Raw genomic sequence first — 26,487 nt, forward strand, 5'->3', positions numbered from 1 at the left:
CAATTTTTTTGGGGATTTAAAGTACTTTTAGTGAGAGTCAATCGGAATACGATTCAATTTTTCCAATTCCAAAACTCGAGAACAGAATTTACCGGCAGATTTCACATTATGTGTCACCCAAATAATAGTAACTCCTTCTTTCCGATTTAGATCGGAGAGCGCCTGTAAAACCTGATAATTTAAAATTGGATCTAATGCGGAGGTCGCTTCATCTAAACATAAAATTTTGGGGCGGCAAATTAGCGCACGAAGAAGAGAAAATCTTTGGAGTTCTCCGCCCGAAAAAAAAGAAGGAAGTCGATTTCTATCCTTATCTTCCAAACCCAAGACAGGGAGCCACTGTTCTAGTAAAGACTCGTATAAGTTTTCTTCTTTGAATAATTGCAGAGGTTCTCTTAAACTTTTTTCCAAGGTCCAAATCGGATTAAAAACCAAAACAGGATCTTGAAAAACCGGTTGGATCCATCTGGCTGGGATTTCTTTTTTGGATTTTCCGAAAATCCGAATGTTTCCCGTTTTTTTCCAAGAAGAAGGAATCGGAAGGTCTAATAATAGTCGTAAGAGTGTGGACTTTCCGGAACCGGAACGACCTAAAATTCCGAGAAATTCTCCTGAGTCTATTTGTAGGTTTACTCCGGACAAGTACGTCCTTTCGGAAGAAGATAGGGAAACTTCTTCCAAAACGATGATCGGGTCTTTTTTCTCGGACACGAATACCGGTTTAGTGCTTGCTTAGAATTCTGACAACCAATCCCTTAAAGACATGAGTTTGAAAATTACGGAAGTGGGACCAAGAGATGGACTCCAAAATGAAAAGTCGGAGGTTCCAACAGAAGATAAACTAGTTTATATCCAAAAGCTGGTCGCTGCCGGCCTAAAACATATAGAAGCCACCTCTTTCGTAAGAAAAGAAAACATTCCTCAGTTAGGAGATGCGAAAGAACTCTCCGCCTCCTTGGATCTTAAAGGAGATGTTCATTTCAGCGCACTTACTCCAAACCTAAAAGGATACCAAGCTGCAATCTCTTCCGGATTTAAAGAAGTAGCAGTGTTCACTGCCGCGTCTGAATCATTCACCAAAAAAAATATCAATCGCACCATCCAAGAGTCTATAGACGGTTTTAAGGAAATTTTTGCGGAAGCAAAGAAGGACGGAGTATTGGTCAGAGGTTATGTTTCCACAGTGATCGATTGTCCGTATGAGGGAAAAATTGATCCGAAAAAAGTTTTAGAAGTTTGTAAAATACTTTTGGACCAAGGTGCGTACGAGATCTCTTTAGGAGAAACCATAGGCACGGCGGTTCCCGCAGAAGTAGAAAAATTGCTCAACATTCTTCTGAAAGAAATTCCCACAGATAAATTGGCCGGACATTTTCATGATACATATGGAATGGCAATCTCGAATGTCCAAAAATCGTACGAGTTAGGAATTCGATCCTTCGATTCTTCTTCCGGTGGTTTAGGGGGTTGTCCTTATGCAAAAGGTGCATCCGGAAACTTGGCCACGGAGGATTTAGTTTACTTCTTCCATAAATCCGGAATACAAACAGGGATAGATCTTTCTAAATTATTGGAAGCTTCAGCATTTATGGAAGGGATCTTACAAAGAAAATTAGCTTCTCGTTCCTATATCGCATTAAAAGCAAAAGCAGCTTCTTAAGCAGATATCGCAAGGAACTATAAGTGGGCCGTTCTTCTGTTCCGAAAGAGAAAAACTTGAAAAAAAGTTTCGATCTTCTGTACAGGAACTATACCAAACCTGAATTCTTAGACTCTGATCCGTTATTTTTATGTTATCTTTATGATTCTCCGGAAGACAGAGAATTTGTAGGACTTCTCTCTGCGTTATTCGCCTATGGAAATGTAACCGCGATTAGGGGATTTCTATCCAGACTTCTGGAACCGATGGGCAAACATCCCAAACAATATTTACTTTCTCACGGGACCAAGATTTGGAAAAACAAATTAGGACCTTATCGTTTCCAAAAAGAAAAGGACATTCTTCTATTCTTACAAGCGATCCGATTGGCTTATCTGGAAATTGAAAAATCAGGAGAGAAATTTTTAGAATCTTGGTTTAGCCCGATCCATCCTGCAGATACAGGTTTAGAAAAAAGAATTGCCGGTTTTCAATCCAGGCTTTCCGAAATTTTAAACGCCTTGGATCCGAGTTGGAAATCCTACGGCCTAGGTTTTTTGATCGGACTCGGAAATCCTAAATCCGCACATAAACGTTATTGTATGTTCTTAAGATGGATGGTCCGTAAAGAAGAACCGGATCTGGGCTTGTACAAGAACATACAAACATCCGAATTATTATTTCCTTTAGATACTCATATCAATCGTCTTTCTAATATTTTGGGGATTACGGAAAGAAGGACTTCTGATCTCAAAAAATCCAGAGAAGTCACCCAATACTTCCAAAAATTTTATCCGAAAGATCCGTTGAGAATGGACTTTGCTCTTTGTAGACTTGGGATCTTGCGTAAATGTAGGAGCATTTATATCGCAGAGCTATGTGAGTCCTGCGATCTGAAAGAGGTTTGTAAGATTTATGAGAAGAGGAGGAAGACAGTTGGTACCGCCACGGAGAATTGAACTCCGGTTACCAGGATGAAAACCTGGTGTCCTAACCACTAGACGATGGCGGCGTTTTTTTAGCTCAGCTTGAGTCGTTTGGGATTCGAACCCAAGACCCTCTCATTAAAAGTGAGATGCTCTACCGACTGAGCTAACGACTCGAACGTAAGAACACGATATTTTTCGGCCCTCTCTGGTCAAACGAATTTCCAATAGTTTTTTACTAGTTTGGAGAAGTTTCCAAACCCGAAAAATTTAGCCGCTTCGCTCCGAAAACCCTCGTTTGAAGGCGACACTATAGGAAAAACTTTGTCCAATTTTAGAATCCTGAAGCGATCGTATCCTTTCTGTCAGGTCCGGTAGAGATTAAGTCAATACGAACTCCTATTAATTTTTCCAATGTACGGATATAATCCTTACATGCGGATGGAAGTTTGTCGAATTCTCCAATCCCAGTGATGTCCGTTTTCCAACCTGGGAATTCTTCATAAATCACTTTTACTTGGTCTAGTCCCTGAGAAGGGAAACAATCCAACTTTTTGCCGTTCCTTTCATAGGCGACTGCCACAGGAATTTTATCATAAGCAGAAAGAACATCGATCTTAGTGAGTGCAATGGATGTAAGTCCATTGATACGAACTGCATGTCGGAGTACTTCCGTATCAAACCAACCACAACGTCTAGGTCTTCCTGTAGTTGCGCCGTATTCCGCGCCTAGAGTTCTGAGTTTTTCGCCTTCTTCTCCGTGAAGTTCCGTAGGAAAAGGACCTTCTCCCACTCTCGTGGTATACGCTTTTGTAATGCCGATCACACTTTTTAAATGATGGAATGCGATCCCGGATCCGATGAATGCCCCACCCACAGTAGGATTGGAGCTAGTTACATAAGGATACGTACCAAAATCCACATCCAGTCCGGTTCCTTGCGCACCTTCCAAGAGGATTTTTTTGCCGGCTTTTAATTGGGATTCCAAGTAATAAGGAGTATTGATGATATTCTTTTGGATCTTGGAATAAAATCTTTTTATATTGTCTAAAATTTCTTTGGTAGAGATCTCTTCTACGTCGTAGAGTTTTACGAGCTCTCTGTTTTTTTCATCTACCAGATGTTGGAGTTTTGTTTCAAAATCAGGCTCTAAAAGATCTCCCACTCTGAGACCTATCCTCATCATCTTATCTGCGTAACAGATACCGATCCCTTTTTTAGTGGTTCCGATCTTACGATCCGGAGCACAATTGCTCTCTCTTGCAGAATCGATCAGTCCATGGAATGGAAAAAGAAGATGGCAGGCATCGCTGATCAGAAGTTTTTCATACACCGGAAATCCTTCGGCCTGTAGTTTATCACATTCTTCGATGAAGAATGTAGGATCTAAAACTACTCCGTTACCGATCACACAAATGGTCTGGTCGTAAATGACCCCTGATGGCACCAAATGAAAAACGTATTTTTTACCGTGAACCACCACTGTATGTCCAGCGTTGGCTCCGCCTTGGTAACGCACTATGATATCCGTATCTTTGGAAAGGTAATCTATTACTTTTGCTTTCCCTTCGTCCCCCCATTGGGTTCCGACCACTAATGTTGCGGGCATTGGATTATTCCTTCATTCCTGTTTCTTTTGTATCTGACCGATTGTTTATATATAAATTCAATTTTGGACGCTCTTCTCTTTCAAACCGGTTTCCCGTCATTCAATTCTCAAGTTCGTTCCAACACCGCTTCCAATGCGTCTACATTGATCGCAAATCCGCAGGCGTCTTTTTGGGTTCCGGAAAATAATTCGTAAAGATGGTCATACGCCCCTCCGGTTAGAACCGGTTCTGAACTCCCTGATACATACCCTTGGAAAACAAATCCGGTATAATATTCCAAATCCGGAATCAGGGTATAATCCGAACAAAATTCCACACCGGGAGTTTTGCCGAGAGAACCTATAATTTCTCCGGTTTCGGAGATGATCTTTTGGAAAGAATTAGAAAGTCCTAAAGAAGCAAACTTTTTACCTAGATCTTCCTTATGAGAGACAAATCCCAAACATAAAGATTCTAATACCGGGAAAATTCTGGAAGCGTTTCGGCTCTCCAGAAAACGACGGATCTCAGGAAGGTTTTTCCTATATAATAAAAACGATAATTGCCTTTTTTCGGATCTGGAAAGTTCCAAGGACTCCAAAACAGAATGAAAAACTCCTACGTTACCAAGGACTACAGTTAATGGCGAACGCAGTTTAATTCCGGAGAATAAACCGGAAATCTCTTTCAAAATTCCTAAAATAGCTGGGGCGCCGGAACCGCCTATATGTTCTGCACCTACTTGTAGGATCTCTTTCCGAGATCCGCTCTTACGCCCATAGTCTCTGAAAATTTTTCCCTGATAAAAGATACGTTGGTTTTCTTTGCGGTGCGCAAAACCGGCCATACCTTTTACAGCCTGTACAGTCAAATCCGCGCTAGGAGAGATCTCATTTCCATCAGAATCTCTGAATCTATATAAAGCAGAGGAGTCTTCTGCTGACATGGTAAGCAAAAAAGAAGAAGAATAATCAAAAGAAGGTAAAAATACCTCAGAGTATTTGAATTCCTTGAGCTTGGAACTCAGGGAATTGAGAAGTTCCCTTCTTTCCGAACTCTCGTTCGGTCCAAAAAAATGAAATCCATCCGGGATCCATTTTTTCTCGCTAAACTCTGGAGGATTATGTGTCATCTGTCTTTACGAAAAGCCCCAAAGAACAGTTCCTTTTGGCTAGGGTAGAATTCAAATCGTTTTTCCCAAAAAATAGAATGACAATAAGCCTTCCAAGGATAGAAAGTATTCTCCGGAAATCGCGTATCGAACCTTAAAGTTCGAGCTCTAAGCACCGAAACCAGATTAACCGCAAGACTTACATACTGAGCGTACCATGGCAGAAAAAGAACAATCCGTCGGAAGATGGCAGAAGGAATTCTTCGAGAACATTCACCTTTTCAAAAGATCAGGGATGAGCGAAGAAGAAGCAAAAAAGATACTTCAAAAATTTCTTTATCTTTGTTCCGTAACTCCAATGCCTCCGGTCATGGATGTTTTTAAAGATCCATCCTCTCTCGAAAAAATCGGTGTTTATACCCCTCCTGAAAAGAAGGCCCGCGAATTCATGATCGAATTCCTTTCTCCTATCATGAAATTTTTTACGGTAGAAGGTATCGAAAACTTAAGCGCAGTTAAACCTTTGATCGGAAAATACCCGGTCACCTTGATTTCCAACCACCTCAGCCATTTGGATGCTCCTGCAATCTTCCAACTTTTATATCACGCTTCTCCAGAAGGTAGAGAAGTCGCGGAACAATTGGTGTTCATCGCCGGACGTTTAGCATATGAGCCTGATTTTACCAGACTAGGGCTGTATATGTTCGGGACTCTGCTTGTTTGTTCAAAAAGAGATATGGCGGATAACCCAAGTCTTTCCGACGTAATGACCAAAATTAATATGAGGGCATTCCGACATTCCCAAAAACTACAACAAGAAGGAAAGATCGCTGCAATCTTCCCAGAAGGAACCAGATCCAGAGACGGAAGATTAATGCCTTTTGTGGACACTGTCTATCACTATGTTGCAAATAAGGTCATTCTTCCAATTTCTTTGGAGAAGACCGACAAAATCCTTCCTACCACAAGTTTACTTTTCAATCAGGTAGCAGGAAAACTAACGATCGGTAAACCTGTGTTAGTTGGGGAATTGTCCAAAAAGGAAATGGCTCATTTCCCTAAGGATATTGAACATCTTCCATTCCCTGAACATGGAGACAAAAAACAATTCCTGATCGATAATTTAGCTTTGCTTGTAGGACAAAACCTAAACAAACACCAACATGGTATTTACAGGAACTTGTACAGTGCGGATGCAAGAGACCAAAACAAACTGATCAAGGTGCCTAAAGAACCAAAAGAAAAAGTGGTCGTGATCGGAAACAGCAGTATGGGAATTGCGATCGCAACCGTACTTGCAAACAAAGATATTAATGTTTTAGTTTATCATCCTGACAGCGAATATACTTCTCAGTCCAATGCAGAAAGAAGAGATCTCAGAACTTATTCTCTCTATAAACTTCCTCCAAACCTAACATTTACTTCTGATCCGGAAGAATTAAAAACAGCGACCTTGTTTATCCAAGGAACCAATCCTTGGGAATTGCATACGATCTATCCAGATCTGCAACCTCATCTTTCTAAGAACAAGGCTCCATTCTTCAATATTATCAAAGGATTTACGAGTGCAGGTTTGATCCTGGACGATCTGCAACATGGATTAGGATTGGAAGATGATAGGATTGGAGTGATCTCCGGTGCTTCTTATCCGGACCAGATCATGGAAAGAAAAATTTCAGGATTCGAGATAGCGGCCGTGAATGAGAGCCTAATACCTCGTATTCAAAAATTATTAACTACTGGTTATATTTTCCCAAGACCTGCGATCATTCCTACCGATGTAAAAGGGGTCCAATTAGGTGGAGCTCTCAAAACAATTTACGCTCTTGTAATGGGAATTGTAGAAGGTTATTTCCAACAAACCCTAGGCGGGAATGTGGATAATTCCCTATTCCATCTTTCTAATCGTTTCTTCAACGAAATGGTAAAAGTGGGAGTTAGTATGGGAGGAAAACCGGAAACATTCCAAGGTTTATCCGGATTGACCGACTTTATGTTATCCTGTTTTGGAACGGATGCAAAAGACAGAAAGACCGGCTACGATATAGCAAACGGCCATCCTTCCGAGAAGATGTCTAACGGATTCTACGGATTGAAAGTAATGCCAAACCTAATGAAAATAGATCCGAACGAGGTTCCAATCATGTATGCAGCTTACGAAGTTGTCATCAATAAGAAAGACGTTCGCAAAGTTGCAGAAGGAATGGAAGAAAGACTTTCGAGAGTGTAAACAAAGTAGAATACCTCTCTTAGAGTCAAAACGGCGAGCGGAGTAATTTCCTTTTCGCCGTTTTTATTTTCCTACCAAAATTTTATCGTCCGTTTACGAAAATTTCCAGCAACCCTTCTGATAGAGCTTCTATCTCGGTAGCTCTTTCTTTCAGAAGTCGGAAAGTTTTTTGTAATGCGATCTCCATTTCTTCTTTAGGAACTCCGAATGTAGTCAGTCCCAGTTGGATGACTGTAGCCATCATTCTGAGTCTGTCTATTTTTCCGGAATGTACCATTTCTTCCAAAAGACTTTGGAATACACCTCTGAATGCCAAGGTGCGGATCAGGTATTCCTGCTCATCAAACTCAGGATTATATTTTTCGAATAAGGCTTTACTTCTATATGAGCCTCGGTTTCCGATCATGTCGGTCACACCTTGGGTTTTATAAGCAGCCAAGTATGTTTCCGCTATGGTGAGTTTTTTCTGGCAAAGATAGAATTGTAATCCTACTTCCATGGCAAAAACCAAAGGAGGATCCATTTCACCTACCAGACGTTCTGCGGTCTCGCCTGCTTCATTGAATACTTCTCCCGCGATTGCGAGGAGTATCTCTTCCTTGTTCTTGAAAAAATGATACAAACTTCCGGTAGTGATCTCTGCTTCCTCGATGATCCTACGTATGGTCGCCTTCTCATATCCTTCACTTACGAAAAGTTTTCGGGATACTTCTAAAATTTTCGCCCGAACTCGATTGGACTGTTCTATTCTCTTCATCTGTTGACACCCTGCCTGAACCGAGATCGTGAATTCTATTCTTGAATCACAAAAATATCCATACCCTTAAAAGTGTATTTCATAAGGAGTCCCTTATGGGATAAGCTCGGTCCTTTTTATTTATATGTATTTAAGATTGCGTAATGCGCCTTATTAGCCTCGTACAATTTTTTGAATACGGAAAAATTTCGATCGTATACCGATTTATTCACGGGATTCGGATTCCATCTTTCTTTACTCGGTATTAGATTTTTGATCTCTTCGAAAGAATGAATTTTACCTAATCCTAATGCAGCTATCGCTGCCGCACCAGTAGCTCCAGCATTTTGAGGATGATCAATTGTTTCGATAGTTCTGCCCGTAATATCCGCCAAGATCTGGCAAATGATAGGAGAACGTGCGACACCTCCCACAAATCGAATTGTAGATGAAGCGGGGACCTTTGCCTGAGATAACTCTAAAATCCAACGTTTATGAAATGAAATTCCTTCGATTACAGATCGGATTAGCTTTCTTTTTCCAGTGTCCAAACCTATATTGAAGAACATTCCTCGTGCTGCTGGATCTTCGAAAGGGCAACGGTTTCCGTGCAACCAAGGAGTGAAGATAACTCCATCACTTCCTGCAGGAGTATCCTTGATGGATTCAAACAAAAATGCAAAAAGACTTTCGTGCACTGCGTCTTCACCTTCTGTTACATTCTTTTTTTCTAAATAAACATCTATCTCGTCTAGGGCAAGATGATCCTTGACCCACTGCAGACATTTACCCGAGGTTTCCTGTTCTCCAAAATAATTATAATAACCGGCTCTCGCGCCCACGATAGATGCAATCCTAGCGTTGATATCCACAGTCCTTTTTTTAGTCACCGTAGAAACCCAACCGGAGGTCCCGGCATAAATATGAGTGTCTCCTTCTTCTACAGCGCCTGCCCCTATTCCGATAAGAGTGGCATCCCCTCCGCCGCCAAAAACTGCAGTTCCTTCTTTTAGCCCAAGTTCTTTTGCTGAGGTTTCAGTCAGTCCACCGATCAAATCGGTAGATTGAATGAGATCAGGAAGATGTTCCGGACGAACTCCGAACATTTTACAAAGTCCTTTATGCCAACGGCTTTTGCCTGGACGAGAATCATATAAGAAAGTGGCAAATGCGGAATCCAGGGTCATGGTCGCCCTGCCAGTACATCTGGTGGTCAGATAATCTTTCACATCCAACCACTTATGAACTCTAGCAAATCTTTCGGCTTCTTTGGCCTCGACCCATTTATATTTCCATAATGGATCCTTTACACTTCCCGCGACTGCACCTGTAATCTGTAAGGAACGAAGAAGTTTATATGCATTCAGACCTTCTATCTTGATCCCATGCTCAATTCCTTTTTTCATTTGTTCGCGGGCTCTTTGGTCCATATAACTCATTGCTGGACGAACCGGTTTCAGATCCTTATCCACTAAGACGAGACCTTGCATTTGGGAACAGAAGGAGATTCCACGAATTTCCGCAGGGTCAAGTTTCGCTTCTTTTAAGACTTGGGCAGTGGTGTCTCTCATGGAATTCCACCAATCTTGAGGATCCTGCTCTACTCCTCCGCCTTCTAAAAGTGTGAGTCCATATTCTTGCGTCGCAGAATGTACAAGAGTAAGCCTATCACCTATTTCAAATAGGCAAGTTTTGGTCCCGGTAGTTCCTATATCGTAAGCCAAAACATAGACTTTTGATTTCATGCAGCAGATCCTCCGAGGCCCAATAACGAATCACTCGATGAGTGAGCACTCACTCATCAGGAGATTGGAAAGTCCCCTAAAAAGGGCAATCCTTTTTTCTAAAATGAGAAGGCGGTTATATGTGATTGTCCTTTCGTGTCAATAGAATCGCGGGAACCAGCCGCGACAGCGATGCGCAGGGGAAGTCCCAAAGGGACCGGAGCGAACGCGTAGCCAGGAGCAGCGCGGTCCGAGCGAAGCGAGGAGTCGCCCCCAGTCACTTGATAAAAATTATCTACCTATGATCCCTTCCGCTTCCGGCTTGAATCTATAAATATAATAAGGTCCTTTACTTAAAATGGTCGCGTCTGTTTGCAGGAATACTTCGTTTAACGCGCTGCAAGTTAGATACATATATCCATCCGGAGCGTAACTAAATCCGTCGGGCCAACGGAAACTCGGATCCTTGAATAATGTGGTAATCTTTTTATCAGGATCGATCAGGTTCACTGCAGAATGCTCCGCGTCGGTCACATAAATATTTCCGCTCTTATCGATGCTAATACCGTCACTCATTGATTTTAAAGAATATTGTTCTACCTGTGACGCCAGTTGAGCTGCGGTTAACGTGGAATCCCGCAAAACGTTCGTTTTAGCGCGATATAATTCTCCGGAAGTAAAAGGAGCAAAATATAACCATTCTTTATTTTGATCCAAAGCGATAGAATCCGCATTAAATATGATAGAAACACCTGCCACCTGGAAAGGAGCCCCATTTACCACGATCTCGTTTCTTTCTCCCACTACGGAAGCATGATCTTTCAGCAGGCGTCTTGCTTTTTTGTTTGTGATATCATATACCACTAACCCAGGATCAGGAATCAAAGGGCTTGTATCCGTGATAAAGATTGTTTCAGTCACCGTATCAATCTGCATATCATTGAACAAAGAATCCTTAGGAGCGATCGAAATAGGGAATTCATACTCGTGGATCGTAGCCCCAGTTTCTATATCGAATGCATAAACCTTTGGTCTCGTTAGTCCTAAATTACCGTAATCCAGGGTCCAGAGCCGATTCTTATCATCCACTCTCACTGAAAGGACTGTATTGAAGTTTTTCTGAAAGTTCTGGTTCGGAAAAGGAAGGACCTGGCCGTTCTTTAATTCCGCCACTTTAATCGGAGGTGATCCTTGGGGGAAAAAAGAGAAGAAGATCCTTCCCGATGTCGATGCACTTATATTGCCAGGAGGACGATCCAGCTGGATCACTTTTTCCAGAGAAGAATTCGGATACTTTGGTAACGTTGTCCTATCTTCTAAATTTCCTGTTTCACATTTTACAACGGCCGAAACCAATGCTAAGACTATAGCCCATTTTTTTAACATAAAATTTTCTCCACTGCCTCATATCATAAGGCAAAAAAGAAAAGGGTCGTCCGCATTGTTTAAGTCGAACGTCCGAATTTAAGAAGTCGGTCCCTTCTCAAAAATCTAAACTTACAACTTTCTTATTTCATAAAGTACTAGGTCTTGATTAAATCTCATGTGATTGTGAAAAAGAACGGGATTATAGGATCGAATTACCGTGCACTTATATGCGTCTTACATTTTACAAAATCACTTATTCGCATAATATTTAAGTCGTTATAATTAGAAATTAAAATAGCAGGTACTTCTTATTCCAAAATTATAATTTGCTTGGAACTAGAACATATACCTCCTATACTGTCATTGTTACTTCCGAGCATAGATTGTGATGATTCCCTCGGACCTAAGTGATGCGAATTATTATCTTCCACTATTTAAATAAAAACGGGGCTTTCTATGCGTGAAAACCAAGTAAAGGTATACGGCTACAGATGGGTGATTCTTGGTCTATACGCGTTAATTACGGCGATTATCCAAATCCAATGGCTGACTTTTGCGCCTATAGCCAGAGAGGCTAAAGTATTTTACGATGTATCAAGCCTTCAGATAGATCTTCTCTCCCTGATCTTCATGGGAGTATTCGTATTAATGGCAATCCCTGCTTCTTATATCATCGATACTTACGGAATCCGAATCGGAGTCGGAGTGGGCGCTGCTCTGACAGGAATTTTCTCCTTAAGCAAAGGAGTATATGCGGATAATTTCAGTATAGTGATCGCATCTCAAATCGGCTTGGCGATTGCACAACCTTTCATCTTAAACGCAGTCACAAAAGTGAGCGTACAATGGTTTCCTATTACAGAAAGAGCTACTGCTGTAGCCATCGGAACCTTAGCCCAATTTATAGGTATTATTTTAGTAATGGCAATCACTCCTAGAATGTTAGGAGAAGTGAATCCGAATCCACAAGAGATCCCAGGTATACTTTTGAATTATGGATTGGTGGCAATAGCAGGAGCCGTAGTGTTTTTGGCATTCTTCAAAGAGAAACCTCCGACTGCTCCAGATCTAGCAAGTCAGCAAAATTCCAAATTTAAGGTATTCGAAGGTTTAAAACATATCCTTAGCCAAAAGGACATGCGAAAATCACTACTTCTATTCCTGATTGGATTAGGAATTTTTAATGCAGTTAGCACTTGTATAGACCAGATCTGTGAAACTAAACATTTAAACATGACCCAGTCCGGAGAAATTGCAGGAATGATGCTTATGTCCGGAATTATCGCAGGCGTCTTTGTTCCATTAATCTCCGATAAGCTGGGCAAAAGACAACCTTTCTTAGTGATTTCGATGGCTGGATTTTTGCCTGGAATGTTATTATTCTCCTTAGCAAACGACTATAACTTAGTTTTAACCGGGGCATTCTTGATAGGATTTTTCTTACTTGGAATCGGAGCACCGATCGGGTTTCAATACTGCGCTGAGATCACCTCTCCTGCACCTGAATCTTCTTCCCAAGGGCTTTTACTTTGGATCGGTCAGATATCCGGGATCTTCTTTATTTTAGGGCTGAACTTTTTAGGAATAGATCTATTCTTAAAAATATTCATAGGTCTTGGGGTATTGAACCTAGCCTTATCTTTTTTACTCAAGGAATCTCCTTTGATGTTAGGAGCAAAAGTCCAAGAGAATTCTTTCTCCAGAAAATAAAAAAAAGTCCGTCGGAATTTCTCCGACGGACGGTTTAAGGTTTGCTATTCAATGGATTAAGTCGTCATTTAGATGCGATCCGCTTTGAGAAATTTCGTTCCAAAAATTTTTTGTATTTCTTCGCATTACGTCTTCCCCTGATCTGATCTCTAATCATATTCCAGATCAAAGAACCTGGAAGCCTAGGTTCTTTTCCTTCTCCCATTCTTCTGAACTGAAGACGGATCGCGGACATCTTAGAAAGTGAATTTAACGCAGGATTAGAAAGTTTCGGTATTTCTACAGAGACCTTTTCTATTTTTCCGGAAAGTAATCCATTTACGAATGTAGGATGAAACGCAAAAGGTGCTGCGATCCCGACTAAATCTGCTTCTTTGGAAACGATAGCTTCTTCCATTACAGATTTACTTCTAAATCCGCCGGTGACTAGTAGAGGAATTTTAGTGATCTCTTTTGCCTTTTTAGCAAAATCTAAAAAGTATGCTTCTCTTTTGTTCGTGCCTGTTCCTTGCATTGCAGGAGATTCATAATTCCCTCCTGAAATTTCCAAAAGATCCAAAGCGATCGGTTCCAGCATTTTGATAACTTGGATAGAATCTTCCTCTTGGAAACCTCCTCCCTGGAAGTCCGCAGAATTTAATTTGACCCCAATTCCGAAATCGGATCGAACGGAAGCTTTGATACCTTTCAAAACTTCTAAAAGGAATCTTGCCCGATTCTCTAAAGAGCCGCCCCATTCATCTTTTCTAATATTAGTAATTGGAGACAAGAATTGGTTTAATAAATATCCATGAGCTGAATGAACTTCTACTCCATTGAATCCTGCCTTATCGGCTATGACTGCAGCATCTATGAACTTTTGGATGAGGACTTTGATCTCTTCTCCTCTTAATTCTCTGGGTTCTCCAAAAACTTTTGCGAACATTCTTCCTGGTATATGCACTTTTATTGGAGAAGGAGCAACAGGAGTCTCAGTAATAAAACCGAATGTTTGTCTTCCCGGATGATTGATCTGCATCCAAATTTTGGAGCCACCGGATTGTCCGATCTCTGCCCATTTTTTCAATGAAGAAAGATCCATTCCATTTCTTAAGATCACATTGCCGGGACCGGTGAGTCCATTCGGGTCCACCATTACGTTTCCGGTAAGAAGAAGGCCCGCTCCTGATTGGGACCATCTTTCATAAAGTTTGAACAATCTTTGGCTAGGAAGAAATTCCTTGTCCGAAAGACCTTCTTCCATCGAAGCTTTTACAATTCTGTTTTTGAGTATCTGACCATTTGGAAGTTTCAGTTCGGAGGATATTCCTTCCTTGGATAATGCCTGGATCATAAAATTCTCACTCAAGTTATTTCCTACCATTCGGTATTTATTGGACTGGCCTGGTCAATAAAAATTCCTACCGGTTGGTATTTATTTTTGGGAATTTTGGAGAATTCGTTTGACGGGTCGAGGAAAAGTTTAGAAACAGAGGGCAGGAATGAAGCTGAACAAAGCTAAGCCAGGCTGGAAAAAAATGCCGGAGGAGGTCCGAAAGGAATCCATCCTTCAAGCAGCTATGCAATGTTTTTTTAGCAAGGGTTTCGAAAGAACCTCTGTCCAGGACATTGCGGATGCGGCAGGTCTTACCAAAGGTGGGATCTATTTCCATTTCGAGAGCAAAGAAGAGATCAGGGACACTCTTATCCAAAACTTTTTGTCCTGGGAAAGATTCGGGTTCGAAGAACCTGAAGTAAAAGCCCTCCCCTCCCACTTAAGATTGGTGGAATATTTAGAAAGACTCGCGAATCGATTAGCGGTAGAAGGGAATTGTAGTCCTCGTTTGTTTGCTGAAGCGACAGCCTGCGGAGCAATGGAAAAAGAAATATTAAGTTTTTATGATTCTTTAGAAAAACTTTTCGCTAAGACAATTAAGGAATCCCAGGAAAGCGGCAAGATCAAGGCTGATCTTTCACCAGAACTTTCTGCCAGGACATTACTTGCTCTTTTTGACGGATTACAGATCCAATCCGATATTTCCAATAAGAGGGCTTTGCAAACTGTAGGCAGAGAAGTCCTGAAGGTATTTTTTAAATCTATGTTATTCCTTCCTCAGGATAACTGCGAAATTTAAGGGATCATCATTCTGAAGAGAGAGTTCTTCAAATCTTGATCGGAAGATAAATACTCACTAGCAAGAACGCTAAAGAAATAAGGATCGCCATTAACGGTCTGACGATCCTATAAAATTTCCAAAGTTTCAATTCGAATCTTTTGTTCTTCATCTCTACATATTAGATAACAAATGAAAAATGTAAGACGGTCAATTTTTGGATTTTTTTTAGAGTCCCTTAAGTGAGTGTTGTCGACCAAGGATTAAATTATTTTAATTCTTTATGTCTTTTTTTGATCCAAAGACCGTACACGATCCCGACGACAAATCCGGATACGATTACTATAATTAGAATTGGGTCCATCTTCTCCCTAGATTTATATTTTATCTAGGTTTTGCAAGAGCTTACTTGTTTTTACTAACGATAGAAGTAATCTCCGTATTTGCCCCAGGTACTTTTAAGTACGTCCAATCGGAACTTAGAGTTGGCGAAACTCCTGTAGTACCAATAGAACCTGCGTCGCCGACAGCTACAATTCGATTCAGTTTCGAACTATATGTAGCAAAGATCCAATCCTCATATGAACTGCTAGTTCCACAAGCATCCAACGTATTGATCGTAGTCCAAGAACTTCCCTGATTGGAAGAGTAAGCCCATTTGCATGAATTCCCGAAAGTGTAAATATTTCCTGATTCGTCGTTTGCAAACCCGTTCGGCCTATTATTCGCTCCAAATCCCACCGCAACAGAAGCAGGCCATACTCCGCTCGTACTCATTCGAGAACTGACTGCTATATTATCAGTCTCTCTTGTCCCAAAAACAAAAAGTGAATTTGCCCTAGATACGAAAAACTGGAAGGAATACATATCATACACGGAAGTATTTGGAGGGGCATACGTTAAGTTTTCTAAGGAATCAGCACTCGATGGAAAAGCCGACATGCTGGAAGTAGAAGTACTAGGATTGTATTCCAAAGTGGCGTTATAAGAACCTCCTTCTTGCGGGCAATACAAGGTATCGTTATGAAAGATCACAAAACAAGATCCATTTGCAGTACCATGGTCAGTGTAAGGAATATCTTGCATCACTGTCCAAGTTTTCCCGTTTGTACTTTGGATCATGTACAATTGGTCCGCACTAGAGTCCGAACCAAACTTAGAACCTGCAGCTACGAATTTTTTTACACCACCCACTCTTCCATAAGAAATGGAACGAAGAGGCAAATTTCCTTGGGAGGAGTATATACTGCTATTAGGGCAAGGAATTCTTGTCCAGGTTTCTGCATCTGGACTTGTCCATAGCCCACAATTATTTGTTCGTGAATCAAATCCTGCAGAAAGAGTTCCTACAGCTACGTAAAGTCCATTGCCGTAAGTAACCGAATATAAGTTGCCCGTACAATCCGGTAGAACAGAAGAACCTCCGGTTGCAGCCCAAGTGACTCCATCATTGCTAGTCCATATAATGCAACCGAGACCTACTGCTAAAAATTCTGGGCCCAGTTCAGAATCCGGTTGAAGAGCCTCAGACAATGATAAATCCAGAGAAAGACCCACTAAAGATTGGGAAGCGTCTATATTCACTTCCTTTGCTTGGTTACAATATAAGATTTGAAAAATACTAATTAAAAGAACGATTCTTTTCATTCCGAGCCTTTACTTAATAACAAATTTCCTCGAGATCTTTCCCTTATTTTTTTGGGACGCCAGCGATCATTTTCAGGTCCGGATCGTTTTAGATAGTTTAGGGCTCCAACTTATAATCGGGTTCCAGGATACGAGGACAATGACTGAAAATGATTCCTAAATAATGTCTGGCTAAGGAATGAAAAAGCCATTCCCCCGCTGTTTTTTGTACTTCTGCAGAACCGATCTCTGAAAAACCTTTTTTCTGAAAAAAGAATCCAAACTCCAATCTTCTTCCCCGGGGATCACTTGTACTTTTAACATAGCGTAGAAGGAGCCGGAATCAGGATCGAATCGAAACACAATAGATCTGCCACCTAGTGGATTTCGAATGGAGAAGGTGGCCCATTTTGCCTTGGGTCCGGAGCTTTCGGACTTTAAATCGTACAATTCGTATTGTAAATCTTTCTCATCTCCGAAAAACTCATGAAAAGCGGAGCGAAATGCATCTCCGAATTCCAATCGAGTTGGGAAATAAGAATCTTCCGAAGGATCCATAGGACTAATTCTTAAAAAGACAGATACACCATCAAGTTTTTAGAGAAACGGATCTTCGGAAAATAAACGAGATGGTAGTATTTTTGAAGATCTGGCCGAAATTAGAAATATGAACTGGAAAAAATTCAAAACCCACCTTATGCAATTTTTTTCCTTATTTATACTTGTGGGAATTTGTGTTTTATCCGGCCCAATCTTATCCAAGGATCTTTCCGGAATTTATAAAGAATACGTAGTCCAAGATTTTGAAACTGAGGTATTTGGAGAAGAAAACGTAAAAGCAAAACTCGGTCCTGATTTCAGTCCGGAAGTTAGGATCTCTACCGTATTCAGAACTCCCGAAAGAGAATCCGAAAAATCTTTGTATGTAGAACTCAGCGCGGAAAAAAACCAATCCTTTCAGATTTTATTCAAGAAGCCTTGGTCTTCTAAAGAGTTTGTAAAAGAGTTCAAATTCCATGTGTATGCGAACGATGGTGGAGGATCTCTTTTTGTTTTAGTGAGAGATTCCAGTTTGGATATGAAAAAGATATTACTTACACATTTTAATTTTTCTGGATGGAAGGTTTTATCTTTAGACATCACTCGTAAAGTGAGACAAGATGATCTAGTTACTCATCAAAATTCCGAACTTGTGTTTTTAGGTTTTTTATACGAAGCACCCTTCGAAAGAAAAAGAGGTACGAGAGAAGTTTTCGTAATAGATGATATTCTTGCTAAGACAAGACCTAAATATCTTCTTTTTCCGAATGAAAAAGCTTTAGTAAAATAGTCATTTCACTCCTGAAATCCGTTTAGTGAACTATAGGATTCTCTAATCTAGATTCGCAAGTCCCAGATCTTTTCTGGCCGGGTAAGAATTCCGTCTTTTTTCGAAATATTCCCAATCCTGATTTTTCCAAGATTCTCTCAAGTCCCGATCTTCTTCTTTTAAAAAAGTTTCGGTCGAAATCGGTTGGTTCGGTTTTAAAAATTCGGAAAGCGGAGGAAGTGATTGCTCCTTATATAAAATACATAATTTCTCCGCAAGTCGATACGTTCCGAGTAATCTTCCCAGTTGGCTATATCCTGCGATATGAGGAGTAAAGATAGAATTTTCCAAATTCGCCATTTGTTCTGCGATCTTTCCTTTGGGTGGTTCCGGAGAAAAAACATCTATCACCTTGTATAGATCGGTTCTATCCAAAATAGTTTGAAAGGTTTCTTCGGACCAAACTTCTCCTCTGCTTGTGTTCAGAAGAAGTGTACCTTCTTTCAATTTGAAAATTTTATCTTTGTCTAATAAATTTGTCGTAGGATAAGGACCATCGCCAGTAAGCGGAACATGAAGACTGATTATGGAACATTTTAATATCTCATCCAAAGATTGAGAGCGATCCTTGATAAATGGATCATTGTAGATATAAGGGATCTTCTTCTTTTCTAGGATTTTGGCGAACTTCTTGCCTGTATTTCCGAAGCCGATGATACCCACATTTTTCTTTTTCAATTCTTCTTCCGAAAAAAAATGAAGTAAAGATACCCAACAATACTCAGCAACAGAACCTGCATTACTTCCCGGAGAATTGATAAATATTCGAGATTCTTTTTTGAGATCCGAAAAATTCACATGATCGATGCCGGAACTCACTGTTGCAAAAATTTTAACACTAGGAAACCTCCGACAGGTCTCTCGATTTACCTTGAGTCTAGTGTTTGCGATTAATATGGTAGGTTTGAATTTTTCGATCTCTTCCGGAAATTTGGCAGGGTACGATCTCACATCTAAGTTCCGGAAATGAGAAAAAATTTCCGAAGCACCGACGGTTCCTTCCGGATAAAAAAGAATTGGAAGAGACATGAAGGAATCTTTTAAAAAAGGACCTGAATCGCCAATTTATTTTCCGTAAAAACTCTTGCCTTCTCGCCCCCAATCCATAGCCTCAATGCTTTCCAACCGGTAAATATTTCAAATGTTAGAACGTTTAAAAGAAATCCCCCCTAAAATCTGGCTTTTTGCCTCTGGTTTTTTCATCCTTATTGTATTGATCATATTCCTTCTTTGGGAACCAGGTTCAAAAGGAAGAGACTTCGGTTTTGATGGAGATGATTCTCCAGGCTTTACCGTAACCCAAAACGAGAATGGAGAATGGATCATCAACCCAGAGATCATGGCTACTTCTCGCGAATTGTACAAAGACGGCCAATGGTTGAGTTACGACGAGATCCTAAAGTATGCCGCCAATGGAGAATTGGATCTGGTATCTTCTCTTTGGGAATTGAGAAGAAAATGTCCTACAGATTATACTCCTGAACAATGTAACGAAATAGTAAAAGCATTCATCTTGGAACAATATCCTGGAGCGGATGGGGAAAGACTTGTAGGTCTTTTCAGAAAGTATCTTTCTTACGAGATCGTATTAAGGGAGTTTGAACAACCTAAGGGCAAAAGCCAAGAAGAAATTTACGAAATCATAAAGAAGAAGAGAAGAGAGATTTTCTCCGACCAAGATGCTAAGTTGATCTTCGGGTTAGAAGAAGCGGAGAAGGATTTCCAATTCGGATACGACCAATTCTTGAGCGAGGTTAAAAATCTTTCCGGAGATAAAAAGCTCGCGAGATACGAAGAATATCGTAAGGGTGTTTACGGAAATTATTATAATACGATCAACAAAAGAGAGCCTAAGTTCAATAAATACGAAACTGAACTTTACTTCAAAGAAACTGATCTAAACAAATTATCCGCTGCCGAAAAAGATCCTCAGGTACGTGCAATCCGAGAAAAATATTTCGGAAAAGATGGCGCAGACAGGATCGAAAAAGTCCTGAAAGAAATAGATGCGGAAAAAAAGAGAGAAGAGCAAACCGCACAAGAAGAACAAACTTGGTTAAAGTCCCATCCAACAGCAAGACCTGAGGAAAAAGAAAAGGCCCTAAATGAGATCCGAGTTAAGATTCTAGGCCAAGAAGAAGCGGAGGCTTACGGTAGAAGAAAAGCCTTAGAAGAAGACCAAAAACGTTTGCAAGGCAAATGATTCGGTTTTCCAGAAATCCGATCCGTCCTTTTTTGTGTCTGATCGGAATCGCGTCCGGAATCCTTTTCGGAATGGAGCCCTTCGAGTTTTTTCCTGCGGGAGGGCTCTCCGCGTTATGTGCCTATATTCTATTTTTAGAATTAAGAGAATGGAAACTTAAGTCGGCAATCTTCTGGCTATTAGGTCTTTCACAGATCATTAATTTGATCGTATTTTATTGGATCCCCTCTTCTATTTCCGCAATTTCGGGAGCAGGCGCGACCATCTCTTGGATATTATTCCTGGTGTATGGAATTTTCTCCCATTGCAAACTTATCATTTTCTATTTGGGATGGAATTTTAGCTTATCATTATATACTAAGTATAATAACTCTACTGATAGGGCTCCTATATTCGGTTGGTTAATTTTTCCTATTTGGGGAGTTCTATCCGATCTGATCATGCCCCAACTGTTCCCTTGGTATTGGGGAAATTTAGCGGAAGGAAATCTTTCTTTTTCACAAATCGCGTCTTGGACAGGTATATTTGGAGTAGGATTTTTTCTGCTCTTAGGAAGTTCTTCTTTAGTATTGTTTAGGAATCCTTCTTTAAAAAGATATGGAATTGCCGGGATTCTCATTTTCGGGATTGTCTGGACACTGGGAGGTTTTAGACTTTATTCTGCTCCCGATTACACTGTTCCGAATTCCACTCCCGCGGTTGAAGACGGTGTTTTAAAACTTTCGGGGGTTTTGATACAACCCAATACTTCTCCGGGAAAAAGAGAACTGGCTGAAAATCCTGAATTTGTAGGACAGACAATCAGCACAAGTTTGGAATTAGGTCTTCGTTCTTCTCTAGAAACTTTTCCACCTCCAGACCTGTTATTTTTGCCCGAGTCTGCTGTTCCATTTCATGGAACTATTCCGAATGAAAACCTGGGACAAGGAGTATATTCTTCTACATTCCATGGCGCTTTAATGTATCTAACGTATAAAACCGGCGCGGATATTTTATACAATGAGTTAAACCGTTTTCCGGAAGGTTTAAAAAACCAGGTTACTCTTTTATCTTCTTCTAATGGAGAAGTGGGCCGTTATGATAAAAGAAGATTGCTCGCTTTCGGAGAATATATTCCTTTCGAGTCTACATTTCCTTTTTTAAGAAAACTGTTTAAGGAGACTTCCTTTTATATTACCGGAGGTGATCCTAAACCTTTAATCGGAAGTCGTTCCTTGCGAAGAGAAAGAATTCCTTCTTTGCCTACGGAAGAAGAAACTCCTTTGATCCAAAATCCCGATCATTTTCGTCCAATTTTAACTAGCTCTGGCAAAGAAGAAACCGTTTCCTACCAGATCCTACCTTTGATCTGTTACGAGGCGATGTTTTCTTATCTTGTTAGAGACTCCGTAAAATTCGCATCTAAGGATATGTTTACGTTTTTTGTAAATCCAACCAATGATTCCTGGTTTTCATCCGAGGTCGAAGCCTGGCAACATGGAGGAGCAGTCCGGTTTAGAGCGATAGAATTCGGACTGACCTTGGTTCGCCCTGCGGTTACTGGAATTTCATTCGCAGTAGATCCATATGGTAGAAGCCTAAATCATCCAACCAGATATGGAGAAAAAGATACCAAATCCTTTTTACTCCCCGCCACAAAATTAAAAGAAGGTGGAAATACATTCTATTCCGAATGGGGAAATTTCCCTTTTTATCTATATACTCTTCTGGTATTCACGTTATTCTTCCTTGTCGGGAAAAAGGCGTTTTTCAAAACTAAGGGTTAGCATACCAAGGGGGATCATTGTTAGAACATACATTCTGCCATCTCCCCGGCATAGACGTGATCGAAGAGGGAAAACTTTGGGACCAAGGAATTCTACATTGGGACGAATTCAGAGAAGTATTAAAAGAAAAAGTAAAATTCCCTTCAGACATGCATTCCAGATTACTTTTGGACTCTCTGGATTTTTCCAGAAAGGAAATGGATAGAAAGAACTGGGACTATTTTTTCTTCGCCCTACCCAGCCAACAAAAATGGAGACTATTTCCTATCATCCGAGAAAACCTTCTCTACTTGGATATTGAAACTTCCGGTTTAGGAAGTGGAGATTTTGTGACTGTTGTAGGAACCTACGACGGTAAAGATTTCAAAACATATCTTAGAGGCAGAAACATGGATGATTTTCCGGAAGAACTTTCTTCTTCCCATGTTTTTGTGACTTATAATGGCGCTGCATTCGATGTTCCTTTTTTAGAAAAAGAATTCGGTAAAAAATTTAAGAACCGCCATATAGATCTAATGTATATTCTGCGTAGTCTTGGGATCAAAGGTGGTTTGAAAGGATGCGAGAAGGCCTTAGGTATTAAAAGAGATCTCCCATACGAAGTAAACGGAGCCGATGCAGTGCGATTATGGTGGCAGTATGTTCAGTACGATGACCAGGATGCATTGGATCTTCTTTTGAAGTACAATAGAGAAGATGTGGTCAATCTAGAACTTTTGTTTATAAAAGCTTATAACTTAAAGATCAAGGAAACGCGATTTTTCGGAGAAGTGATTCCCGAGCTTTGAGGCACGAAGATTGAGAAAGAGATGATGCTTCTTGCAATTACAGTGACGCATTACTTATATAAAAACGTCGATGGCGGAGGTGATGACGACTCACTTTTTGTATATATCATCTAATTACTAAAAATACTAAAACAAAAGGGTGACCTTGATTTAAAAACCTAAATATTTAAGTTGAACATCATCAATTTTAAAAGGATTTATTTTTGGGATTAAAAATTTCGAACTAAAATCACAAGGAAGAAATAAAATTGAATTATATAGGTAATTAACATCTTCAAGTCTATAATAATTTGAATTAGTACATGATCCATTACAAATCAGATAATCAGTATAGTCAGTAAAATTTAAAACATCTGAGAATTCATTTTTTTCTAAGCACAAAGCAATTTTGAGAATAGATGCATCTCTAATTTTTTCAACAGCCTCTTTTCTTGTAATAAGGTTATTTTGAAGCTGTGCTTCGAGGTCTATAATTACACACCTATAAAGGGAAAATATTAATCCGATAATTAAATAGGTTTTATTTGCCATGGAACAGATTAGTTTGAGTAAATACCTGAAACAGATAAACAATTCGCCTTTGCACCTACATTATCCCAAATAAATGGTAAATAATATACAGTGTACCTAATTTCATTTTTAATGATATAGCAAGATGACAGCGGGGTTTGAGAAACACAATTTCCATTTGAGAGAACAAACCCGCCAGTTTCACAAATATTTTTCACGAAATTTATACCGGTCGAATTTTTTGGCTCAATACAAATACCTCTATATGGGATTGTACAAACTTGACCAATGGGCTGAGTGAATTGTTCAGTATTGTAAAGAACAAATAGTATCAAAAAGATTCTTAAATTTTTCATCAATCAGCTCCTTATTTACAAATTCCGGCTAAATAACAAATAATAAATAAACATACGACGTCGTTCCCCTCTAAACCAAAGATAGAGCAGAATTGATCAACAGCTTCTTCAGGGGATGGTGGTGGTGGTCTATAACCATAGATCGACCTAATACCATTTATATCATCAGTAGCTGGTTTATTAACAAACACATTTACCGTTGGATACATAATAGCGGAAGAATCTGCAGAATGATTTAATCCAGTTGCATGACCTAATTCATGAGTAACGGTTGCTTTGAAATAATTTTGATCATTATACATGCTATAGTTAACACTTCCGTTTTGATATAAGCCAAAAATAAAAATCGGAGCACTCGTTAATAACCAACCTGACGTTTGCGGCAACGTAACACCAATAGTGTTAGGAGTTAAAAACCTTAAAATATTCAAAGTAGTGTCAAACCTTAAGGGAACATTCGGGGGACCGCCAGCTCCACCAAAAGGATCTAAAGAGGCAGGTGTAACATAAACAAAATTTGATTTTCCATTCCAGGCAGCTACTGATTGCTCCACAATGGAGTTATAATTTGATCCCAAGTTATCCTTAAATGAATTGTCATATCCATAGGTAGCTTGATAAATCGCGAAATTCGGATTAATTGGTCCGATTGGAGAACCCCACCTTGATCCCATTACTTGATATGAAAAAATTGCTAATGGAAATAATAATAATGAAAAAAATAAAATTTTCTTAAAATTCATAATTCGACCTTTCCGAAGTTACCTTGAACCGAAATTATATCAGACATGGATTTTTTTAAAAAAAGTAATGATTGATCACCTGTACTGTAATAGGCCGCATTTTGGGTTTTCATAATATTGTCCCCTATACTACCTCCTAAGCCTTTAACATTGAAGCGATTATTCTGTGAACAATTTACATCAAATTTCATTTTTAAACAATTTATAGGTTTAACCTGCGCTATTGTAAATATTAATGGAACACCCATATAATCTTCTGAGTAACTTTGAGTAGAATCAATACTAGCAGTTAAAATTAAATCGGCTTCTGTAATTATTTCATCATACCGTTCCTTCGGTAATATGCTTAATTTGTTCTCCACCTCGATCGATAAAGAAGAATAACTTGTGAGGGTAAATATGGGTGAGTGAAAATACTCTCCAGAAATTAATTCAAAAAGTCTGAAAGAATGATTTTTTTCACTCAATATGCTAACAGTTCTTCCGCCTTCTGAAGTAAAAGGTCCTTTAATTTCTAAATATGGCTCATTTGACGAAGTCGGAATTTTTATAGTTATTTCAGAACCGTCCTCAGCTATACCTTTGGCTTTTTTTATATTAAAAATGATCTTAGAATACTCTCCTTTGGGAAAAATTGGATACTTAATAGTATTTGAAAGATTTCCTGTAAGAATTTCGCTAAGTTTCAGCTTTAAATTATTTTCATAATTTTGACTAACTTTAATTGTCTGATCCAGATAGAGTTGGTAAGAACTTAACTCATACTCAATGTCAGTTAATGGTATCTCCGGTTCGGAAACAAAATCGTTTACCATCTTAGACCCGTTTGCGATAGAAACGTTTTTCCCTATTAAAATACCTGTTACTTTACTCTTATCTCCTATTTGTATGTCTGCATAAGGGGAATAGATACTTGCATTTATATAATTATTCCCAGTAGCTGAAAAACCTTCTTCATCAAATATCCAATCTCTTATTTTTTTAATTTTGTTAATATATAAAAGGAGATCGTTAGATATATTTGATTGAGAATAAATTTTTGACTTATATCCTAATTCCACATTTTCACTTACAAGTATAATGCAAAGTTTCTCACAAATAAGGGAGGAGGATTGATTTAAACTTTTGGATTTAAATGAGTACACACCACCTTTGAGTGTTACAGCAAATTTTGGCTTAATTTTAATTCTACCATATTTGCCTTCTAATAATTCGAAACCGTTTGACGGCGTTAGGGATTCATTTGTCGTAGAGTTTTGATCAAAAACAAATGGAGGCAACTTAGGTAGTGATGGAATATTATTTGTAAAATTTGTTACGGTCGTATTTGGAAGCCTAATGAGATCATTCGCAAAAATATTTCCGAGGACCTTGGAATAGGGAAATAAGAAAACTTTATCACCCTTTATTTCGAAACCTGAGTTTTGTATAGTCTTAGAGAATAGGCTAATACTACTAAGTTTTTTCAAGCAACCGTTCTTTCCAAATAGTCCCCTGCATGATCCTAAGGAATATAGATTACTATTGATTTCACCGCGTTCACCGATAATTATATTCTTTAATGCAATAATTCCATTGGATTTATCTTTTAACTCTGAAGCTGGTTCTTTTACATCTGGAGTAGTTTCCGATTCTACTATCGTTGTATAATTTTGTAATTTAGACTGGATGTGTTTCGAATAAAAGCCTTGTGTCTTAATTTCCTCTTCGACTTTTTGTTGAGCTTCCTGGTCATTTTGGGAAAATTGAGCGAATAAGCCGGGAAACAAATTCGAAGATTTACCTGCTTCACCACAATTAATAATAGTTAATATCAAAATAAATAGAATAGAAATTCTTGAAAACATTCGCCACATAAAGCACGCATGACTTTATTTTGCAATTACTACCTGCTGGAAAAGAAAACAATAGGGCATAATGTGAAAAAGAATTACTTCTTTAAGAGTTATGATTGAAATCAAATATCCCATTTGCAATATAATGAAATAATTATTCCTATG

The 26,487-nt window shown here is 39.4% G+C and carries 21 protein-coding genes, 2 tRNA genes and 1 pseudogene; 9 read left to right on the forward strand and 15 right to left on the reverse strand.

The genetic code is table 11. The features are described from left to right. Nucleotides 1-27: 27 nt before the first annotated feature. Nucleotides 28-711, reverse strand: coding sequence for an ATP-binding cassette domain-containing protein (locus CH365_RS07790; protein WP_100768025.1), 684 nt, complete (start codon nt 709-711; stop codon nt 28-30). A 52-nt stretch (nt 712-763) separates the two neighbouring features. Here CH365_RS07790 and CH365_RS07795 point away from each other — a divergent pair, with 52 nt between their 5' ends. Both CH365_RS07795 and CH365_RS07800 read left to right on the forward strand, forming a co-directional pair. Next, on the forward strand, nt 764-1,660 hold the full coding sequence (locus CH365_RS07795) for a hydroxymethylglutaryl-CoA lyase (RefSeq protein ID WP_208861177.1): 897 nt from the start codon (nt 764-766) through the stop codon (nt 1,658-1,660). A gap of 23 nt (nt 1,661-1,683) precedes the next feature. Then, entirely contained in the window at nt 1,684-2,598 is a 915-nt protein-coding gene (locus CH365_RS07800; RefSeq protein WP_100768026.1) for a TIGR02757 family protein, read from the forward strand. Here CH365_RS07800 and CH365_RS07805 read toward each other — a convergent pair. The 4 genes from CH365_RS07805 to CH365_RS07820 form a co-directional block, all read right to left on the reverse strand. Beyond that, nucleotides 2,577-2,651, reverse strand: a tRNA-Glu gene (locus CH365_RS07805). The genes CH365_RS07800 and CH365_RS07805 overlap by 22 nt on opposite strands. Nucleotides 2,652-2,668: 17 nt before the next feature. Then, a tRNA-Lys gene (locus CH365_RS07810) sits at nt 2,669-2,741 on the reverse strand. A 158-nt stretch (nt 2,742-2,899) separates the two neighbouring features. After that, on the reverse strand, nt 2,900-4,174 hold the full coding sequence (locus tag CH365_RS07815; RefSeq protein ID WP_100768027.1) for an adenylosuccinate synthase: 1,275 nt from the start codon (nt 4,172-4,174) through the stop codon (nt 2,900-2,902). A 107-nt stretch (nt 4,175-4,281) separates the two neighbouring features. Beyond that, nucleotides 4,282-5,286, reverse strand: a complete 1,005-nt coding sequence (locus CH365_RS07820) for an ATP phosphoribosyltransferase regulatory subunit (RefSeq protein ID WP_100768028.1) — start codon at nt 5,284-5,286, stop codon at nt 4,282-4,284. Nucleotides 5,287-5,482: 196 nt separating this feature from the next. Between CH365_RS07820 and CH365_RS07825 the strand changes: the two genes are divergently transcribed. Beyond that, nucleotides 5,483-7,495, forward strand: a complete 2,013-nt coding sequence (locus tag CH365_RS07825) for a 1-acyl-sn-glycerol-3-phosphate acyltransferase (protein ID WP_100768029.1) — start codon at nt 5,483-5,485, stop codon at nt 7,493-7,495. An 82-nt stretch (nt 7,496-7,577) separates the two neighbouring features. On the opposite strand, the gene CH365_RS07830 is transcribed toward CH365_RS07825, so the two are convergent. From CH365_RS07830 to CH365_RS07840, 3 genes are all read right to left on the reverse strand, one after another. Then, nucleotides 7,578-8,252 carry a TetR/AcrR family transcriptional regulator gene (locus CH365_RS07830; protein WP_100768030.1) on the reverse strand — a complete coding sequence of 225 codons (675 nt, stop codon included), beginning with the start codon at nt 8,250-8,252 and terminating at the stop codon, nt 7,578-7,580. A gap of 116 nt (nt 8,253-8,368) precedes the next feature. Beyond that, nucleotides 8,369-9,976 carry a xylulokinase gene (locus tag CH365_RS07835; RefSeq protein ID WP_100768031.1) on the reverse strand — a complete coding sequence of 536 codons (1,608 nt, stop codon included), beginning with the start codon at nt 9,974-9,976 and terminating at the stop codon, nt 8,369-8,371. A 270-nt stretch (nt 9,977-10,246) separates the two neighbouring features. Beyond that, nucleotides 10,247-11,341 carry an L-dopachrome tautomerase-related protein gene (locus CH365_RS07840; RefSeq protein WP_100768032.1) on the reverse strand — a complete coding sequence of 365 codons (1,095 nt, stop codon included), beginning with the start codon at nt 11,339-11,341 and terminating at the stop codon, nt 10,247-10,249. 438 nt (nt 11,342-11,779) lie between these two features. On the opposite strand from CH365_RS07840, the gene CH365_RS07845 reads away from it, so the two are divergent. Further along, nucleotides 11,780-13,033: an MFS transporter gene (locus CH365_RS07845; RefSeq protein WP_100768033.1), complete on the forward strand. Its 1,254-nt coding sequence runs from the start codon at nt 11,780-11,782 to the stop codon at nt 13,031-13,033. Between the two features lie 64 nt (nt 13,034-13,097). Here the strand turns inward: CH365_RS07845 and CH365_RS07850 are convergent, their stop codons facing one another. Further along, the gene (locus tag CH365_RS07850; protein WP_100768273.1) at nt 13,098-14,381 is read right to left on the reverse strand and encodes an NADH:flavin oxidoreductase/NADH oxidase family protein; all 1,284 of its coding nucleotides are present in this window, start codon (nt 14,379-14,381) and stop codon (nt 13,098-13,100) included. Nucleotides 14,382-14,514: 133 nt separating this feature from the next. On the opposite strand from CH365_RS07850, the gene CH365_RS07855 reads away from it, so the two are divergent. Continuing rightward, nucleotides 14,515-15,147, forward strand: a complete 633-nt coding sequence (locus CH365_RS07855; RefSeq protein ID WP_100768034.1) for a TetR/AcrR family transcriptional regulator — start codon at nt 14,515-14,517, stop codon at nt 15,145-15,147. A 384-nt stretch (nt 15,148-15,531) separates the two neighbouring features. On the opposite strand, the gene CH365_RS07860 is transcribed toward CH365_RS07855, so the two are convergent. Together CH365_RS07860 and CH365_RS07865 are read right to left on the reverse strand one after the other, a co-directional pair. Then, nucleotides 15,532-16,773, reverse strand: a complete 1,242-nt coding sequence (locus CH365_RS07860) for a hypothetical protein (protein ID WP_100768035.1) — start codon at nt 16,771-16,773, stop codon at nt 15,532-15,534. A gap of 97 nt (nt 16,774-16,870) precedes the next feature. Next, nucleotides 16,871-17,310 (reverse strand): annotated as a pseudogene (locus CH365_RS07865) (hypothetical protein). 109 nt (nt 17,311-17,419) lie between these two features. On the opposite strand from CH365_RS07865, the gene CH365_RS07870 reads away from it, so the two are divergent. After that, entirely contained in the window at nt 17,420-18,082 is a 663-nt protein-coding gene (locus CH365_RS07870; protein ID WP_100768036.1) for a flagellar assembly protein FlaA, read from the forward strand. A 42-nt stretch (nt 18,083-18,124) separates the two neighbouring features. On the opposite strand, the gene CH365_RS07875 is transcribed toward CH365_RS07870, so the two are convergent. Further along, nucleotides 18,125-19,150 carry an NAD(P)-dependent oxidoreductase gene (locus tag CH365_RS07875; protein WP_100768037.1) on the reverse strand — a complete coding sequence of 342 codons (1,026 nt, stop codon included), beginning with the start codon at nt 19,148-19,150 and terminating at the stop codon, nt 18,125-18,127. A gap of 112 nt (nt 19,151-19,262) precedes the next feature. Here CH365_RS07875 and CH365_RS07880 point away from each other — a divergent pair, with 112 nt between their 5' ends. Genes CH365_RS07880 through CH365_RS07890 form a run of 3 tightly spaced genes read left to right on the forward strand, consistent with a single transcriptional unit; the run spans nt 19,263 to nt 22,878 of the window. Continuing rightward, entirely contained in the window at nt 19,263-20,324 is a 1,062-nt protein-coding gene (locus CH365_RS07880; RefSeq protein ID WP_100768038.1) for a lipase secretion chaperone, read from the forward strand. Beyond that, nucleotides 20,321-22,090: an apolipoprotein N-acyltransferase gene (locus tag CH365_RS07885; RefSeq protein WP_100768039.1), complete on the forward strand. Its 1,770-nt coding sequence runs from the start codon at nt 20,321-20,323 to the stop codon at nt 22,088-22,090. Before CH365_RS07880 ends, CH365_RS07885 begins: the two co-directional genes overlap by 4 nt. A 17-nt stretch (nt 22,091-22,107) precedes the next feature. After that, complete coding sequence (locus CH365_RS07890) at nt 22,108-22,878, forward strand: ribonuclease H-like domain-containing protein (protein WP_100768040.1); 771 nt, start codon at nt 22,108-22,110, stop codon at nt 22,876-22,878. A 150-nt stretch (nt 22,879-23,028) separates the two neighbouring features. Here the strand turns inward: CH365_RS07890 and CH365_RS07895 are convergent, their stop codons facing one another. The 3 genes from CH365_RS07895 to CH365_RS07905 all read right to left on the reverse strand — a co-directional run bounded on the left by CH365_RS07895 (nt 23,029) and on the right by CH365_RS07905 (nt 26,334). Then, a complete protein-coding gene (locus tag CH365_RS07895) occupies nt 23,029-23,409 on the reverse strand; it encodes a hypothetical protein (RefSeq protein ID WP_100768041.1) in 381 nt (126 codons plus the stop codon). A gap of 346 nt (nt 23,410-23,755) precedes the next feature. Continuing rightward, nucleotides 23,756-24,487 (reverse strand): matrixin family metalloprotease, encoded by a 732-nt coding sequence (locus CH365_RS07900; RefSeq protein WP_100768042.1) that lies wholly within the window; start codon nt 24,485-24,487, stop codon nt 23,756-23,758. Next, nucleotides 24,484-26,334 (reverse strand): hypothetical protein, encoded by a 1,851-nt coding sequence (locus CH365_RS07905; protein ID WP_125226300.1) that lies wholly within the window; start codon nt 26,332-26,334, stop codon nt 24,484-24,486. The genes CH365_RS07900 and CH365_RS07905 overlap by 4 nt, the downstream gene beginning before the upstream one ends. Between the last annotated feature and the right edge of the window lie 153 nt (nt 26,335-26,487).

It is taken from the genome of Leptospira neocaledonica (genome assembly GCF_002812205.1).
Taxonomy (GTDB): Bacteria; Spirochaetota; Leptospiria; order Leptospirales; family Leptospiraceae; genus Leptospira_B; species Leptospira_B neocaledonica.

What these genes read in the sequence shown, in the direction of transcription:
- CH365_RS07835 (WP_100768031.1), bottom strand. Translation starts at nt 9,976, where the DNA reads ATGAAATCAAAAGTCTATGTTTTGGCTTACGATATAGGAACTACCGGG.
- CH365_RS07845 (WP_100768033.1), top strand. Translation starts at nt 11,780, where the DNA reads ATGCGTGAAAACCAAGTAAAGGTATACGGCTACAGATGGGTGATTCTT.
- CH365_RS07885 (WP_100768039.1), top strand. Translation starts at nt 20,321, where the DNA reads ATGATTCGGTTTTCCAGAAATCCGATCCGTCCTTTTTTGTGTCTGATC.
- CH365_RS07905 (WP_125226300.1), bottom strand. Translation starts at nt 26,334, where the DNA reads ATGTTTTCAAGAATTTCTATTCTATTTATTTTGATATTAACTATTATT.
- CH365_RS07900 (WP_100768042.1), bottom strand. Translation starts at nt 24,487, where the DNA reads ATGAATTTTAAGAAAATTTTATTTTTTTCATTATTATTATTTCCATTA.
- CH365_RS07860 (WP_100768035.1), bottom strand. Translation starts at nt 16,773, where the DNA reads ATGAAAAGAATCGTTCTTTTAATTAGTATTTTTCAAATCTTATATTGT.
- CH365_RS07870 (WP_100768036.1), top strand. Translation starts at nt 17,420, where the DNA reads ATGAACTGGAAAAAATTCAAAACCCACCTTATGCAATTTTTTTCCTTA.
- CH365_RS07820 (WP_100768028.1), bottom strand. Translation starts at nt 5,286, where the DNA reads ATGACACATAATCCTCCAGAGTTTAGCGAGAAAAAATGGATCCCGGAT.
- CH365_RS07875 (WP_100768037.1), bottom strand. Translation starts at nt 19,150, where the DNA reads ATGTCTCTTCCAATTCTTTTTTATCCGGAAGGAACCGTCGGTGCTTCG.
- CH365_RS07815 (WP_100768027.1), bottom strand. Translation starts at nt 4,174, where the DNA reads ATGCCCGCAACATTAGTGGTCGGAACCCAATGGGGGGACGAAGGGAAA.
- CH365_RS07840 (WP_100768032.1), bottom strand. Translation starts at nt 11,341, where the DNA reads ATGTTAAAAAAATGGGCTATAGTCTTAGCATTGGTTTCGGCCGTTGTA.
- CH365_RS07880 (WP_100768038.1), top strand. Translation starts at nt 19,263, where the DNA reads ATGTTAGAACGTTTAAAAGAAATCCCCCCTAAAATCTGGCTTTTTGCC.
- CH365_RS07795 (WP_208861177.1), top strand. Translation starts at nt 764, where the DNA reads ATGAGTTTGAAAATTACGGAAGTGGGACCAAGAGATGGACTCCAAAAT.
- CH365_RS07895 (WP_100768041.1), bottom strand. Translation starts at nt 23,409, where the DNA reads ATGGCAAATAAAACCTATTTAATTATCGGATTAATATTTTCCCTTTAT.
- CH365_RS07855 (WP_100768034.1), top strand. Translation starts at nt 14,515, where the DNA reads ATGAAGCTGAACAAAGCTAAGCCAGGCTGGAAAAAAATGCCGGAGGAG.
- CH365_RS07830 (WP_100768030.1), bottom strand. Translation starts at nt 8,252, where the DNA reads ATGAAGAGAATAGAACAGTCCAATCGAGTTCGGGCGAAAATTTTAGAA.
- CH365_RS07825 (WP_100768029.1), top strand. Translation starts at nt 5,483, where the DNA reads ATGGCAGAAAAAGAACAATCCGTCGGAAGATGGCAGAAGGAATTCTTC.